Annotated in this window: 13 protein-coding genes; 3 read left to right on the top strand and 10 right to left on the bottom strand. The window is 41.1% G+C overall.

Annotated elements, in window-relative coordinates; translation table 11 throughout:
- Window positions 1-283 precede the first annotated feature (283 nt).
- Both BUE31_RS29605 and BUE31_RS29600 read right to left on the bottom strand, forming a co-directional pair.
- Window positions 284-2,866 (bottom strand): Kelch repeat-containing protein, encoded by a 2,583-nt coding sequence (locus tag BUE31_RS29605; protein ID WP_073407546.1) that lies wholly within the window; start codon window positions 2,864-2,866, stop codon window positions 284-286.
- Window positions 2,867-3,002: 136 nt separating this feature from the next.
- Complete coding sequence (locus BUE31_RS29600; protein WP_073407545.1) at window positions 3,003-3,320, bottom strand: ArsR/SmtB family transcription factor; 318 nt, start codon at window positions 3,318-3,320, stop codon at window positions 3,003-3,005.
- 189 nt (window positions 3,321-3,509) lie between these two features.
- Between BUE31_RS29600 and BUE31_RS29595 the strand changes: the two genes are divergently transcribed.
- The 3 genes from BUE31_RS29595 (at window position 3,510) to BUE31_RS29580 (ending at window position 8,899) form a co-directional block, all read left to right on the top strand.
- Entirely contained in the window at window positions 3,510-6,347 is a 2,838-nt protein-coding gene (locus BUE31_RS29595; RefSeq protein ID WP_083620510.1) for a TonB-dependent receptor, read from the top strand.
- Between the two features lie 52 nt (window positions 6,348-6,399).
- Entirely contained in the window at window positions 6,400-7,770 is a 1,371-nt protein-coding gene (locus tag BUE31_RS29590) for a hypothetical protein (RefSeq protein ID WP_073407544.1), read from the top strand.
- Window positions 7,771-8,572: 802 nt separating this feature from the next.
- The gene (locus tag BUE31_RS29580; protein WP_073407542.1) at window positions 8,573-8,899 is read left to right on the top strand and encodes a hypothetical protein; all 327 of its coding nucleotides are present in this window, start codon (window positions 8,573-8,575) and stop codon (window positions 8,897-8,899) included.
- 8 nt (window positions 8,900-8,907) lie between these two features.
- Here the strand turns inward: BUE31_RS29580 and BUE31_RS29575 are convergent, their stop codons facing one another.
- The 8 genes from BUE31_RS29575 to BUE31_RS29540 form a co-directional block, all read right to left on the bottom strand.
- Window positions 8,908-9,510 (bottom strand): alpha-ketoglutarate-dependent dioxygenase AlkB family protein, encoded by a 603-nt coding sequence (locus BUE31_RS29575; protein ID WP_073407541.1) that lies wholly within the window; start codon window positions 9,508-9,510, stop codon window positions 8,908-8,910.
- A complete protein-coding gene (locus BUE31_RS29570; RefSeq protein WP_073407540.1) occupies window positions 9,497-9,742 on the bottom strand; it encodes an Ada metal-binding domain-containing protein in 246 nt (81 codons plus the stop codon). Before BUE31_RS29570 ends, BUE31_RS29575 begins: the two co-directional genes overlap by 14 nt.
- Window positions 9,742-10,455 (bottom strand): 2OG-Fe(II) oxygenase, encoded by a 714-nt coding sequence (locus BUE31_RS29565; protein WP_073407539.1) that lies wholly within the window; start codon window positions 10,453-10,455, stop codon window positions 9,742-9,744. Before BUE31_RS29565 ends, BUE31_RS29570 begins: the two co-directional genes overlap by 1 nt.
- Window positions 10,456-10,525: 70 nt before the next feature.
- On the bottom strand, window positions 10,526-11,371 hold the full coding sequence (locus BUE31_RS29560) for a bifunctional helix-turn-helix domain-containing protein/methylated-DNA--[protein]-cysteine S-methyltransferase (RefSeq protein WP_073407538.1): 846 nt from the start codon (window positions 11,369-11,371) through the stop codon (window positions 10,526-10,528).
- Between the two features lie 141 nt (window positions 11,372-11,512).
- Window positions 11,513-11,704 (bottom strand): hypothetical protein, encoded by a 192-nt coding sequence (locus tag BUE31_RS29555; protein ID WP_073407537.1) that lies wholly within the window; start codon window positions 11,702-11,704, stop codon window positions 11,513-11,515.
- A gap of 44 nt (window positions 11,705-11,748) precedes the next feature.
- Window positions 11,749-12,219, bottom strand: coding sequence for a phosphatidylglycerophosphatase A family protein (locus BUE31_RS29550; protein WP_200802007.1), 471 nt, complete (start codon window positions 12,217-12,219; stop codon window positions 11,749-11,751).
- An 11-nt stretch (window positions 12,220-12,230) separates the two neighbouring features.
- Complete coding sequence (locus BUE31_RS29545) at window positions 12,231-13,193, bottom strand: hypothetical protein (protein ID WP_073407536.1); 963 nt, start codon at window positions 13,191-13,193, stop codon at window positions 12,231-12,233.
- Between the two features lie 398 nt (window positions 13,194-13,591).
- A partial coding sequence (locus tag BUE31_RS29540) for a cadherin-like beta sandwich domain-containing protein (RefSeq protein WP_143167303.1) occupies window positions 13,592-15,662 on the bottom strand: 2,071 nt, incomplete at its 5' end.

Raw genomic sequence — 15,662 nt, 5'->3', positions numbered from 1 at the left:
CGGGTGGAATTAACCGATTTTTTAATCGGTTGATTGAGGGGGAAGTCCGAAAGTCAGTAAAGTCCGGAAGTCCGAAAGATAGAAAATGACAAGGCTTTCCGGTTCCTGTTTCCTCAGGGTCTCTCAAAGAGGACCCTGCGATGGATAAGTTTTTTAGATGGTAATAGCCACATGCTATTCCATTGCAAATAAGTTTTAGGTAACCACAAACATTGCGCAGGGGCCTCTATGAGAGACCCTGCGAAGACGTTAAATCTAACTCAGTCAACCTAATCCAACCCAATCAACCCTGCTTCACAGCACAGATCTTCTCAAAGGGAATTGGATAATGCTCGCCTAATGATTTTTCATATTCGGCGATAAAATCATTGTAGATCTTGTGGGCGTACTCAATACCTTTAATCCGCCTCAGGGCTTTTAGTTTATATTTGATGGCCTCGTCATTAAACGGATCGATATTTAAAACTACCCGGGTTATTTCAATGGTTTTGCGGAAATCGCCACTTTCGTAAGCTTTTTTCACTTCGGGGAGGATTTCAGGCATTAGTATTTCCTCATAGCTTTGCTTAATATCATCAAGCCAGGTTTCGGGGATGTGCTGTAATAAACCGCCACGGGCTATAAGGTCAAAATGAGTTAATATATTTTCATCTGCTTGTTTAGCAGCATTGTTTAGTTCTTTAATCGCATCCGTTACAATAAAGTAATCGCAAAAAAACGTATCGCTTAATTTAAAGCAGTAGGTATCATTTAAAAAAGTAAGCTCAAGGCCATTAATATCGGCAACAATATTGCGCAGGTGGTTAATGGTAACGCCCTTTATATTTTTTGTTTTGGCAATATCTTTATCAGGCCAAAGTGTTGTTGAGATCTTTTTTGATACCACCCCGCTTTCATCCTTACTGTTTAATAATACCAGGATAAACAGTTGCTTTATCTTAGGACTAAACATATAAGTGATATCCCTGCTGGTTTTATCATACACCGTAAACTCGCCCAATAAATAAATGGCATTGGCTTTTTTCTCGTCTTCTTTTTTATGAATGGCAATAACTGCTGAATCCCTGTCAATTTCTTCAGGTATCAATTCAGATTTATTCTTTTTTCGTTTGAAATACAAAAAGGCTAATATGACAACAACTAAAAATAAAACAATTGCCGACCAAGGTATTATCATTCTAAAAGTCCAGCCAGAAGATACGTTAGTTTGCTGTGACGCTAAATAATCCTGCTCACGTACAGGTGGCGATGCCAGCGAATACACCCTTATGGTTGAATAATCGGGTGTGGTAAATTCTTGGATGGCGCAGTAAAAAGTTTCCTGTTTGTGGTTATAAAAAAGATTAACGTCTGTCTCAATCCGCTCGCCTTTAGCGGGGATGTTTCCGCTAACCACCTCGTACGAACCATCTTTTATAGAGAACTTATAGAGCATTAAGCTGGTCCTGGGTTTTTCATGCGCATAGCATAAAGCGTAAAAGTATTTTTTATCGCTGGAGATGATGAGGTTGTTGGCTGCTACAAAATCCTCGGCAGGGGGTTTTATTTCCCAGCATTTTTTTATGGTGCGGGTGGTTAAGTTAATGCAGTACAGATCGTAAAAATGCTTGCCGCCAACTATCTGGTTTCCGCTTTGATTGCCATAACCACCAAATATGTAAACATTATTGTTTTCATCGGCCTGACTATAGCCCGAAAAAAAGCGCGGCATTATTTTATCGCCGGTGAAAGTTATTTTATCCCAGGTGTCAGCTTTTTTATTGTACTCGAAAAAGTCCTTGTAATATTTGAACGAGCCGTAGCCACCAAACAGGTAAAGCGTATCCTTCGCATTGTTATAAAATGCATTATGATGATGCCTTTGTTCGGTTATGGTAGCGTTTCCAATGATATCCCATTTTAAGGTGTTCAGATCAAGCGCGGCAATGCTCGGGGCTGTTTTTGGGGCTTTTAAAGTTTCATAGGCGTACAGCTTATTTTCATTGGTATTGATGATGCTTTTGCCCAAATGCAGGGGGATAGGGCATTTGTTTTGATAAGCCTGGATTGATAAATTATTCCGCTGTACATCATATGATATCAGCGAATCGCTTTTAAACATCAGCAGCTTTTGCCCGGCTTCGTTAAAATTAATGCCTGTTACTTCGGTAAAATTTCGGGTAAACTTTTGTGTCCAGAAATAAGATTCATTAATTAACCAAACAGGATTCTCTACCAGGCCTGAATCATCCCCGTCACTACTATACACGCTTTTTCCACTCCACTCATTTAACGGGAACCTGTAGCTCTTACTGGCATCACTTACGGTTAAATTCCTGATGGCCATTTTGGGCACATCGGAGTAGTGCTCATTTTTTCCAAAGTATATTTTAGGAGTAATGGCGCCATCAAAATTAAACCCGCTGGCCCTGTACCTCTTGCCATTTATAAAAATGCCTACGGTATTGGCTTTTAAATCTATATCAATTTTAACCGGCATCCAGTTGCGTTTTTTCAGCTGGTTTTGGGTGAGCGGGATGTTGATCTTATTGCTTTTGCTATCGATATTGAAGTTTAAAAAGGGTGAGCCATTATAGATTGAGCTTAAACTATAGGAGTTGTTTTTGGTGTCGGTTATATTTAAGATATAGCCCAGATGCTCATTATCCCATAGGGAAAGATCAAAATTTATATATAAATGACCGGAGAATGTAGGGGGATCTGTTTTAAAAACCGAGTAGGAGGTACGCTTGCTCAGCAAGCTATCATTCGAGTTGAATTGCAGCCCCTGACCATTGCTTTTAAAAGCAATGGTCAGTAAAATAAAAAGAAATACAATCTTACATACCTTAAATTGCAGGATTAAAAATTTATTTTTTCTTATCATTTAAACTCGTAAAAAACTAAAAAGGACGCTCTATAAAAATAACCAAGCTAAATTATGACTTTTTTAGCAGGTAATGTGTTACAGGAATTAAAGATATAGTGGAACGGGGATTGGCATCGCTGGAGAATTTGCCAAACTATTTCTTTTGTAGTGCAGAAAGGAGGTCGCCAAATTCGCCGGTGTACTGTCCCCAGCTATTCCAGTTTACCTCGTATAACGATTTTTTACCCTCATTTATAACCGTGATCAGGTCTGTTGTCAGCAATTCTTTTAAATGATGCGACACCGTTGGCTGCGAAAGTGGCAGGATCTCCACAATTTCGCCGCAGGTAAATTTAGGATGCTGGGCCAAAATGCGAAGAATTGCAATGCGTGCAGGATGCGACATTGCTTTAGCAACTTCCGAGATCCGCTGATCAATTGAGGTAAACTCCGCTTTTTTGTGGTTAGCCATAAAGTGCTCAAATATAGGGGCTATTAACTAAATATTATTTAATCGCCCAAAAGTTAATAAGTTTTTTACAAAAGCAGCGTGGCTGTTCTTTATTCTTTCAAATTCAATATTCAAGATATTCGATTTGATAACTTTTAATTAACATTGGCTTAACTATACCCCAATACTTTTGTGGTGTTATTTAAAGTTATGTTCATCAATAAATATTTTTCTGTCGCGTTAATTGTTCTCTTTTCAGGTTGTTCATTATCATTATTTGCTCAAAATAGAGGTAAGATAGGCGGCAAAATACTTGATGAAAAAACAGGTGAAACCTTAATAGGGGCAACCGTTGGTATCCAAAGTACCACCACTGGCGTTGCTGCAGATGTTGAAGGCCGATATCTGCTAAACGGCCTGCAACCCGGCAAATACACTATAGTTATAAAGTATATTGGTTATCAAACCAAATCAATATCAGATGTTGAAGTAAAGGAAGGCGCGGTTACACCGCTTGATATTACACTTGGCTTAGCCGCCCTGCAAAACCTTAATGAGGTAGTTATTAAGGCAACTTTTAAGCAGGAATCAGTAAACGCGCTTTATGCAAGGCGGAAAAATGATGTCCAGGTTACTGACGGGATCTCTGCAGATGTGATCCGCCGGTCGCCCGACCGTAATACCGGTGATGTTTTAAAACGCATCAGCGGTACCTCAGTTCAGGATGGAAAATTTGTGGTTATAAGGGGCCTGGCTGAACGTTATAACAATAATCTTTTAAATAATGCCGTTCTTCCAAGTTCCGAACCTGATAAAAAAGCTTTTTCTTTTGATATCATTCCTTCGAGCCTGGTCGATAACATCGTGGTGTACAAAACCGCTACTCCCGATCTTCCCGGTGATTTTTCGGGAGGCACCATTAACACCATTACAAAAGATATCCCCGATAGCAAGTACCTTGAGGCTGCATTAAGCATAGGTTATAATTCAAAAACCACTTTCAAGAATAACTTTATTGATGCCAGCCCGTCGGGTAAATATGATTTCCTGGGCTTTGACGATGGATCGCGGAAGCTACCTGACGCTTACAAAAATATTAAAGGGAACTATACATCAGGCACTACCGGCGCCGAAAAGGTAGCCATAGCGCAGCAGTTTCCAAACACATTTGGCTATTCCGAAGGGCAAGGCAGTTTGCCTAATATCGGCCTTCAATTATCAACAGGCAATTCGGTTACCACTAAAAACAATAATCGGTTTGGGTATAACTTTAGTTTAAATTATACCAATGGCCACAAGGCATCATTTGGGAATCGGATTGGATATTTTGGCTTTAACAATTCTGCTGCTGAGCTCCCGGTATATAGTTATGATCGTAACGTATTTACCAGCTATAAAAACCTTGGCGGATTACTGAATTTTGCCTACACGTTTGGCAAAAATAAAATCGCCCTAAGAAATTTATATAATAACGATTTTAGTGTTGATTTTGAGCAAACAAACAATGCGCTCAACTTTGAAGCCAGCCAAACAGAGCCGCTGCGTTATAAGGGATACTCGGTTGAGACCACCCAAAACGGAATCTATACTTCCGTATTAGAGGGGCAGCATACTTTTGGCAGGCGGAACATTGTTTTTGACTGGAGCGGATCGTACGGCTTATCATACCGTAACCAGCCGGATCAGCGGATAGTAACCGTTTTTACACCTGAAAATTTACCCGAGTATATTGTACTGGCATCAGAGAACAGTCCGCTGCCAAATAGCCTGGGCCGCATCTACAGTAAATTAAATGAAAATATTTACGGCGCTAAAGCAAACCTGGCTATCCCGTTTAAATGGCTGGATCAACCGCAGAAATTTAAATTCGGTGGTTTAATATCTCATCGAGACCGTGATTTCAGTATTGATGCTTTAGGTTATTCGGCAGCATTTGCACCCGGTAAAAAGAACCTGGAACTAAGTAACGGCTTAACAATAGGTAATGTTTTTAGCCCGGAGAGTATCCAGCAAAACGGGATTGATCTTTCCCGCCTTGATCTGAGCTCTACCGATTACAAAGGTAAGGCGGAGCAGGATGCCGGCTACGTAATGCTTGATAATAAACTAACAGGCAAACTTAGGTTTGTATGGGGCGCAAGGGTTGAACGTTATAACCAAACGCTTTCGCCTGCAGGCAAACCTATACAGGAATATAATAACACCGATGTTTTGCCCTCCGGTAATTTAACTTACAGCTTAACCCCAAAAACAAACCTGCGCGCATCCTATTTTCGCTCTGTAAACAGGCCGGAGTTTAGGGAACTGGCAAGCTTCAGGTATTTTGATTACCAGAACAACTTTATTATAACCGGAAACCCTGATCTGCAAAGAAGCCTAATTGACAATGCGGATCTGCGATATGAATACTTTCCATCAGGCGGAGAAGTTATTTCGATATCTGCCTTCTACAAAAAATTCAAAAACCCTATTGAGCAAATTAACCAGGGTAACGATATTTTAACATACCAAAATGCACTAAATGCCACAGATTTTGGCTTTGAGGCGGAGTTGCGTAAAAAACTGGATTTTATTGCCGATGGCAGCTTTTTGAGGAATGTTACTTTTTATGTCAATGCATCATACATCAACGCAAAAGTAAAACTTGCCGATGGCCGGGATGTTTCAACACCGTTGCAGGGGCAATCGCCATACCTGATCAATTCAGGAATTTATTACACGCCTGAAAACGGTGGCCTTACCTTCAACGTGCTTTACAACCGTATTGGCGAGCGCCTGCGCTTCAGGGCTGTAACAGGTGGAGTTGATATTTATGAAAAGCCGCGCGACGTAATTGATCTGCAGCTTAGCAAAACATTGTTTAATAAACGGGCCGAAATTAAGCTAACCGTTTCTGATCTGCTGGCACAACCCTTTGTTTATTATAACAACTATGGGTCTGTAAACAGCACGGCTTACAAAAGCAGCGAAGACAAGATCATCCAAAGCCGATATTCTGGTTTCTCTACCATGCTGTCATTCAAATACAATTTTGATTTCCATAAGTAACATTTAAACCACAAATAAAAACCAATTAACAAGCAATTATTAAACAAGTAATATGAAAAAATCACTTTATTTATTAGGCTCCTTAGCCCTGCTGGGCCTGGCTTCGTGCTCAAAAAATAACGATAAGGACAATAAGCCGGGTACACCTCCGGTTACCAATGTTGATGTAAGGGGAAGTATCACTAAAGATACACACTGGACAGCCGGGGTTACCTACCGCGTAAGAGGTTATGTTTATGTTGATAATAATGCAACATTAACCATTGACCCGGGCACTAAAATTGTGAGTAACAAAGACTCGTCAGGTGTATTGATCATTTACAAAGGCAGTAAAATTAATGCTGCAGGCACAGCTGCCAAACCAATTGTTTTTACATCAGCAGAGGCTTCACCCAAACCGGGTGATTTTGGCGGACTTGTAGTTGTTGGTAAAGCAACCGGCAACGGCAACCACGCAGTTATTGAAGGTGGTGTTGATGTTACCCACCAGCTATTTGGCGGTACTAATGATGCTGATAACTCAGGAGTATTACAATATATACGGATTGAATATGCCGGTAAGGCGGTAAACCCGGGCGACGAAGTTAATGGCCTAAGCATGTATACTGTAGGCAGTGGTACTGTTGTTGACCATATTGAAGTTTTACGCGGCCTTGATGACGCTTTTGAGTTTTTCGGCGGAACATTTAATGCTAAATACTTATTAGCTTATAACAATGCCGATGATGATTTTGATTTGGATGACGGATACCGCGGTAAGATCCAGTTTGGTATTTCAATTAAAGACCCTGCATTTACTGATAATAAAGGAACAACAGGTGATATTTCAAATAACCTTGAGGTTGATAACACCACCGATGCCAAAGGCTATTTATTAACCCCGGTTACAAGTCCGGTGTTATCAAACTTTACAGCTATCGGGCCCAATAATGCAACAGGTGTATCTGCCGATTACGGCTATAATATGCGCTGGAGAAGAGGTTCTAAATTTACGTTAGCCAATTCAATTGTATTAGGCGGACAGAAAGCAGGTTTGGATATTGATAATGATGTAACTGCTCAGTTTTATATTGCCGGTACAAGCGGGTTTTTAAACAGCCTGTTACAATCATATGGTGCTAATTATAAGATTGACAAGTTAACCAATGCTGCCTTATTATCAGCCGACGGCTTAAAAGCACTTGTTGAAACCCGTGATAAAACCAAAACGTTTGCCACTGCCGCGGATATTGGTTTAACTGATCCTTTTAATAACACAGCTCCCAATATTTTACCCAAAGCAGGTTCGGCTGCCATTACAGCTACTGCTGCGTTTACTGCTTCAGCTTTAACTGATACGTTCTTTACTAAAACTACCTATGTAGGCGCAGTTGATCCGGCTAACGACTGGTCAAAAGCTTCATGGATTGTTTACGGAAAATAATACATAATCAATAAGGATGGCGGGGTGTTTTGGATGAACATCCTGCTTTTTTAAACATTGCATAATCAATAATACATAATCAATAAGGATGGCGGGGTGTTTTGGATGAACATCCTGCTTTTTTTATACAATTAGTTAATAATTTATTAACACTATAAAGGAAGTTAATTAACAATGCCGGTATAACTTTGCGCTATTATATCTTAACATATCAAGATCCCCTGGTTGATATAAATTATTGTTAAATAAACAAATGCGTTTCATAAACATAGCCAGGAGATTGTTAGCACTTAGCATTGCTTTGCTGATCTTAGTATTTTCGTGCTGCTATGTGTCATTTCACTCAAGTATAGCTGAAGCTTCGGGGCAAATAACTATAACTGCTAAAGTTTATAAAACAGGGCCATTAAAATCGGAAGCAAGACTTTTATCTAAAAAAAAACCGGCTCCGTTCTCTGAAAAGCTTCCCTCACACCCTAAATTAGCTTTAACTAAAAGGCTTGTAACGGCAACATTCGCGTTTTTTATTCTTTCCTTTTTATATTTTCTATTCTTTAGGCTAAATAATTATTTAGCGTACAAATATTTAGAAAGATCATATTCCGCAAACCTTTTACCCTTGCTTTGCGCCTGGAGAATTTGAGCTTAAACTACATTTCGCTGTAGCGTATATTCAATGCAACAGTATCCTCTTATTAGCTCAAACTTCTTATTCATTCAATTTTAATAACTGAACTGTAAAGGCACAACACCTGGAACGGTATAGCTGAATTTACATTCATTGCAAAAAATACTTTTTGTTATGTCATTCTTAAATTCAAGATTCATTGATAGTGATAATGAATTATCAACTTTTACCAATGCATTGGCATTACCGGCAAGGGTTGCTATCATCAGGTTCATTACCACCAATGGTAACACAATAACCCCCGAGGATTTTAACCAAATTGCGTTAAATACGGAGGCAGTTAATGAGCATGTTTTAGAATTAAAAAGCCTGGGAATATTAAATGTTGAAAAACGCAACAATAGTCTGACTTATTCTATAGATCAAAGCCTTTTTAATCAAATGGCAAACCAGTATGCCGCATTAATTGATAGCATAAATAGTCTGCGCGCGTCCTTATAGGGTTGTGTTTAATTAATGATGGTGCGGAAGGTGAGGTTGATCCTTGGCCGGCTTATTTTTTTTGATTTTGGCAAACTGTGTAGCCAATGGGTTTGTGTCGCATCTTTCATAACCAGCAGGCTGCCATTTTCAAGCATAGCCGAAACCGCTTGTTTGGTGGCTTTGTGTTTCATGCTGAATTTCCTTTCGGCGCCGAAGCTGAGTGAGGCAATGGTGGTATTTTTTCCGAGCGACGATTCATCATCGCTGTGCCAGGCCATTCCTTCTTCGCCGTTGTGATAAAGGTTTAGCAGGCAGGAATTAAAGACTGTTCCTGTTATTTCTTCAACCAACTGCTTTAATGCAAGCAGCTCTGGCGTCCATGCAAGCGCTTGTTTGGTTGTACCCGAGTAGGTGTAGAAATACCCTGCATCGCCATACCACGCAGCTTTGCGTTTGGTGATAATGTGTTTGCCAAAAATAACGGCCTCATCATTTTTCCAGGCAATGGTATCCATTAAAATATTGCAATAGTTTACGGCGTCATCGGGGATTAAAATTTTGCCATGGTAATTTACTGTACCATCATAGGGCAACAGGTTTTCGATAGTGTTTTTGCTAAACAGATCCATTTTTCCATTCTTTATATTCGGACCGCAGGCAGTTTCCACATGGCCTGTAGCCGCTATCAGTTGCTTCGCCCAGGTCAGTAAAAAACACCCGGTTTTCCCTCTTCATCCGCTTGCCCGACTTGCATCTCAGCAAGCCATAAATTTTAAGATTGCGATTCCCGCCTAGCTTTATTTCTTTATGTCTGATGAGCTTTCTTACATCCTGGTTGTTGATATCAATATGCCTAACCATTAACTTAATGCATCGTGAAAAATAATGCCAAGCGTATAGCGCTCGCCGCTGTGCAACGCGCTTACCCCGTGTTTCATATTTACGCGGTAATAGCCTTTTGTGCCTTTTACCGGGCGAAAGTTAGTGGTAAATAACAGTACATCACCTTTACGCGGTTTTAAAACTATTGCTTTTGATTGTGCCCTCGGGATCTGTTCTGTTAACACAAATTCTCCTCCTGTATAATCTTCATCCGGCTCATTCAAAAAGATAACCATTTGCATCGGGAAGTAAATGTCGCCATACAGGTCCTGGTGCAGGGTATTGAACCCACCGGGGCCGTACTTTAAAATTAATGCGGTTGGTTTATCTTGTTTATTATCGTGGCAAAGCTGTTGCAGCTCTTCAAAAGTATCCGGAAATACAGTTTGAATATTCAGCGCCCGCATCCAGTTATTGGCAATGGGTGCAAGTTTGGGATACACCTGCTGCCTTAACTCCTGTACTATAGGCGGTAAAGGGTAAGTGAAGTATTTATACTCACCCAGGCCAAAGCGGTATCTTTCCATTACCACTGTTTTACGGTAGCTTCCCGGATCCGCATAGTTTTGGACCAGCGCATTGCATTCATCCGGATGGATTAGGCCGGGTATAATGGCATAGCCATTTGAGTTCATAGCTTCGGTAATTGAGGACCAGTTTATGGCTTCAATTCTTTTATTTATGTTGTTCATTTTTTTTGACAGCAAGACTTACGAAGTTTTTTAAACTTCGTAAGTCTGTTAATGATAATGACAAATGTTTTTAATTAAGTGCTTCCGCTTGTGCTGCTTCCCAGCCTATTATTGCCGTTTTACGGTTACTGCCCCAGTGGTATTGCCCAAATTCACCGGTTGATTGGATCACCCTATGGCAGGGGATTAAAAACGCTACCGGGTTATCGCCCACCGCACTACCTACTGCTCTTGAGGCAGTTGGCTGGTTAAGCTGACTGGCAATGTTGCCGTAGGTTGAGAGCTTTCCTGCAGGAATCTTTAACAGCGTTTCCCAAACTTTTATCTGGAAATCGGTACCCTTCAGGTGGAGTTTTATTTCATCCAGCTTGCTCCAGTCGTGTTTGAAAATGTATAGCGCATTTTGCTGGATCAGATCAACCATAGCTTTGTAAGTTGCATTTGGAAAAGCTTTTTTTAGGGCTATTAATCCCTCGGCTTCGCTGTTTGCAAATGCTATATGGCAGATGCCTTTTTCGGTTGAAGCAACCAGCACATTCCCGAACGGGCTTTCGGCATAGCTATAGTTTATGGATAGATTTTCACCGCCATTTTTATACTCGCCGGGTGTCATCCCTTCAATATTTACAAACAGATCGTGCAGGCGGCTGGTGCCCGACAGGCCGGTTTCAAAGGCGGTGTCAAATAATGTAGCCTGGCTTTCCAGCATTTTTTTGGCATGATCGAGGCTGATGTATTGCAAAAACTTCTTGGGGCTTACGCCTGCCCAGTCGGTAAAAATGCGTTGAAAATGGAAAGGGCTTAAATGTACCTTTTCTGCAATTTCATCAAGCGTTGGCTGATTTTTAAAGTTATCTCTTATATAGCCTATTGCGTCTTCAATGCGGCTATAATTTGTTATTTCTTGGTCTTTCATTTTGTTTTCCTTATTTGTACATAACAAAAGTACGGCGCTGCAATACGCAATCCGACCCGAAAGTTGCGGAGTTTAAGGTAGTGAATATAGAAGTATTTAGATAGTTTAATCGGAGGAGGGTGCTTTGAGCTGACGGAATGATTAGATACTTTTAAAAAGTTCGTCGACGCTTTTAAATTGCCTGCCTTTACCACTTTTTAGTTCGTCCATTGCTGCTTTAGTATCAGCATTAGCAACATGTGTTTGGCTTCTAAAAGCGAGGCCTGATTCTTTTAAGAACGCATCAACGATTTGGAGTTTGTGGTCCGGTACTTTTATAATGAATGTTTGCATGGGTAACGATAATAATAGTATACAAAACCAGGTGATTTATTTCTTTATTTAAAAAACGTAACCGATCCCCAATACCCCACCCACAACAATATATTCGAATATACCCCTGCCAGCACGTCATCCATCATTACCCCGGTTCCGCTGGGGAGTGCTTCCATTTTGCGGATATACAGGGGCTTTACAATGTCAAAAAAACGGAATAAAATAAATCCGGCTAATAGAAAATAAATATTGGCAGGTATAAATAACACGGAAATCAGCATCCCGGCAACTTCATCAATCACCACGCGCGAGCTGTCTTCACCCCAATCCGGTTCAACTTTATTGCTTACATAAACACCTAAAAGCGTTATAACAATGGTGATTGCCAGCAGATAGAGCGGGTTTTGAAAAGCCGGGCTTTGCCACAGCAGCCAGATGCCTCCGCAGGTTACCAATGCTGCATAGGTGCCACCGCCTTTTAAAAACCCTATGCCAAAAATTGATGCGATTATTTTGTTAAGCTTAAGTATCACGCTGTGCTGTATTAGTTGATGTCGGTATTTAACATGGTTTTTAAAATATTGGCCTGTACATCAATATTGCTCAGGTTTTGAAGGAAATTAATATCCTCCAGCTTTTTCAGGTCCTCGATCAGTAGCGTTTTAATGTCGGGAGGCATATTTGATTTTATTGCGCCGGCACTGCTCAATAATTTATCATTCTTATCATTTAGCTCGTGGATCAGCTTTTCTTTCTTCGAAAGATTGTTTGACCAATCTAAGCCACTGATCCGGGCTACATCCAAAAAGATAAATAAATTACGGGCAGGGAAATATAAAAAGTGCCTTTCCGTATCTGTAAATTTATAAACTTCAATTACCTGGGTACCTGATTTTAACCCGCAGAAAAACTCCGTTTTAAAATCGTATTTGCATAACAGTCCCATTAACTTTTTTTGGATAACTGCATAGTTGCTGGTATAAACCTCGTTGTCATTATAAGCAACAAGGTCATCGAACAGCTTGTTATCGATGCTGTAAAAGAAATCGGGAGCAAAGCGTGAGCTAAAAGCATTGATGTTTTTGGAAAGCGGATCGTCCGAAGAATCGTCCGATAGCACCTGGAAGAGCTTCCGTAAGGAGAGGTTGACCTTTAGCGCTTGCCGCTGTTTATCAATATTGAAATTATTTTCGGTATAAGCCGAATCATTCAATTTCTCAACCATCTCTTTATTTACCTGGATCTCATCAAACAAGATGCTGATGTTGTTCTCGTTGTTCTTTTTTATTTTCCTGAGCAGCTCAATCAGGCTGGCGGTAAACTGCAGGTGAAAAAGTTCCAGCTTATTGATGTCAAGCTCGGGATTGTTCTCAAAAAGTTTATGGATTACCTGGCTGCGTAAATAAATTTTATAAATAATATCATCCCCAAAATAAACAGAAAGCAATTGCAGCTTACTAAGCATCCGGTTCGATTCATTTAAAATATTTAATCGGTTTTCATCCATTAATCAGAGGGCAATATTTTTTTCTGCAAAATTACAAAATTACGGGGGCATTAATGCAACAAGCCGCCATGATGGTGCCAGGGAAATCGCGTTTAACATTTTAGCCGGCGGGTAATAAACACAAACCGATGCCCAATGTAAGCTATACCTGTATTATAGTATAGTTTTACGTTGCTGTTCACAGTGAAACAGTGTACAGGGTGAAACAGTGAAAGGTCGCCCTGGTTTGCTAAAAAGCTTGTTTCTGCATTAATAACGCATTTTTTGCCTTATTTGCTCCCCTAAAAATGCGAAAAGTACTGACAAATTAGTGTCAGTACTTTCGTAAAAACTGCTTAACCTCATTGTTCCCACGAGTTTTTAGAGGTGCCCTATGGTCTATCGACCATGGACTAACATCAGTACTTCAATATAATGTATCCTGTTTTATGCTTATTTTCCCCGTTAACAGTATAATCCAATGTATAAAAATAAGTTCCCGGCAATTGCATCCTGCCGTTAATATTTGAGTGCCCGTCGAATCCTGTCAACTGGTTATCATAACCTTTTGCCAGGAATATAACGGCCCCGTTACGGTCAAGTATCGATACTTTGTTCTGCGGATAAGCAGTTAAACCCTCGATGGTGAACACATCATCGATGCCATCGCCATTAGGTGATACGCCCTGGTGCACTACGAGACCGTCATTTTCTATGATCGGGTTGTCGGTTGGTTTTGTAACAGATACCGTTTGGAAAAGATCGCTCATTGATCCCGGCGCATTCCTGGTTACAGTGATGGTATAAGTTTTGGTAGTGGTTCCATCCTGAGCAGTAGATACAATATTGATGACATTGCCACTGCCTGCGGTTAATGGAATTGACGGCGCCGCCGCCCCCGATGCTACAGGTGTACCGTTCACCGTTATGGTTGCAGTTAAATCCTGCTCAATCGCCCTTACCGTACAGCTGCTTACCGAATTATGGTATGTTGTGGTGTAGTTAACATAGCTTGGCCCGGATACAATAGTAAGGTGTGTCGCCGGTGCCAGACGTATGGAAGTAAGCAATGCGTTGCTTGATGGCGCCCTCCTGGTTGCAGTAATGGTATAGGTTTTAGTAGATACACCGTTTTGAGCAGTTACTACTATATCTATCACATTACTGCCTACATTTAAAGGTATTGAGGGTGACGCCACACCCGATGCTACAGTTGTGCCGTTAACGGCTATTGTAGCGGTTGCGTCATGCACTGTTGAGGTAACGGTGACACTTGTTGTAGTATACGGCACCGAGGTTTTATAATTAACATAGCTTGGACCCGATACAATAATAAGCGGCGACGTTGGCGTTAAGTGTACGGATGTTAACAAAGCATCGCTCGAGCCGCGGGCTAAATTTATGGTATACTTTTTGCTAGATACGCCATTCTGCGCAGTCGATACTATATTTATGACGTTATTGCCTATCGATAATGGAATTGACGGTGACGCCGCCCCTGATGCTACAGGTGTACCATTTACTGTTATGGTAGCAGTCGCATTCTGTTCGGTTGCTGTAACGGTAACACTGGATGTTGCAGCAGGTACATGTGCTGTATAATTTACATCACTTGGCCCGCTTACAAGCGTAAGCGTTGTGGCTGGTGTTAAATGTATAGACGTTAACAGCGCATCTGCCGAACCCCGGCCAACTTTTACGGTATAGGTTTTTGTCCCTGTGCCGCCCGCAGTTGTTACCACCGTAGTAATGGTATTAGCGCCGAGTGATAAAGGTATGCTTGCCGAAGCTGTTCCTGATGCTACTGTTGTGCCATTTACGGTTATGGTAGCCGAGGGAGTTGATGATGTTGGCGTTTCGGTTATTGAAGTAGTGGCAGCAGGTACAATTGCCGTATAGCTGGTTGTGTCCGCTGCAAAGGTTGGCGACAATATGCCGCTGCTTAATGCAAGGCCCGAGAGGCCTATATTTACTACTTTGATATTCACTGTGGCTGAACCGCTGCCGCTGATGTTGTAGGCGGTAACGGTATAGTTTGTTGCCGGGCTTGCTGCGGTTGGCGTTCCGCTGATAATGCCTGTATTTTCATCGAAATTAAGGCCTGCGGGCAGGCCCGGGCTTATAAAATACCCCCCAACCGCTTTAATTTCTTTAACCGTGTTGGTGCCTGCGTCAGATTCATATATATTTCCTGCACCGTCTAATGCTACTCCGTTTGGCCTATTAAGTCCCGAGCTTACAATAAGCTGGGGGGCGCCATTAACAGGGTATTCTACAATACCTGTAGACCCAAAGTCGGCTACAAATACATTGCCTATGCCATCTACAGCCACACCGGTGGGAAGATTTAATCCACTGCCTAAGTTATTGTACCCGCCAGTGCCAGTTACCTGCACTACCTGGGGAATATCCGGTATTGGCGCCTGAAAGGACACGAAAATATTTCCAAGCCTGTCAACTGCTATGCCGGTATCAAGATTGTTATCATCA

It is taken from the genome of Mucilaginibacter sp. OK098 (genome assembly GCF_900142915.1).
Lineage (GTDB): Bacteria > Bacteroidota > Bacteroidia > Sphingobacteriales > Sphingobacteriaceae > Mucilaginibacter.
Note: the sequence above shows the minus strand (reverse complement) of the source record. Positions and strands in the feature narration are given on the sequence as shown.

Coding starts and splice junctions, on each gene's coding strand:
- BUE31_RS29605 (WP_073407546.1), bottom strand. CDS start 2,866: ATGATAAGAAAAAATAAATTTTTAATCCTGCAATTTAAGGTATGTAAG.
- BUE31_RS29600 (WP_073407545.1), bottom strand. CDS start 3,320: ATGGCTAACCACAAAAAAGCGGAGTTTACCTCAATTGATCAGCGGATC.
- BUE31_RS29595 (WP_083620510.1), top strand. CDS start 3,510: ATGTTCATCAATAAATATTTTTCTGTCGCGTTAATTGTTCTCTTTTCA.
- BUE31_RS29590 (WP_073407544.1), top strand. CDS start 6,400: ATGAAAAAATCACTTTATTTATTAGGCTCCTTAGCCCTGCTGGGCCTG.
- BUE31_RS29580 (WP_073407542.1), top strand. CDS start 8,573: ATGTCATTCTTAAATTCAAGATTCATTGATAGTGATAATGAATTATCA.
- BUE31_RS29575 (WP_073407541.1), bottom strand. CDS start 9,510: ATGGATCTGTTTAGCAAAAACACTATCGAAAACCTGTTGCCCTATGAT.
- BUE31_RS29570 (WP_073407540.1), bottom strand. CDS start 9,742: ATGGTTAGGCATATTGATATCAACAACCAGGATGTAAGAAAGCTCATC.
- BUE31_RS29565 (WP_073407539.1), bottom strand. CDS start 10,455: ATGAACAACATAAATAAAAGAATTGAAGCCATAAACTGGTCCTCAATT.
- BUE31_RS29560 (WP_073407538.1), bottom strand. CDS start 11,371: ATGAAAGACCAAGAAATAACAAATTATAGCCGCATTGAAGACGCAATA.
- BUE31_RS29555 (WP_073407537.1), bottom strand. CDS start 11,704: ATGCAAACATTCATTATAAAAGTACCGGACCACAAACTCCAAATCGTT.
- BUE31_RS29545 (WP_073407536.1), bottom strand. CDS start 13,193: ATGGATGAAAACCGATTAAATATTTTAAATGAATCGAACCGGATGCTT.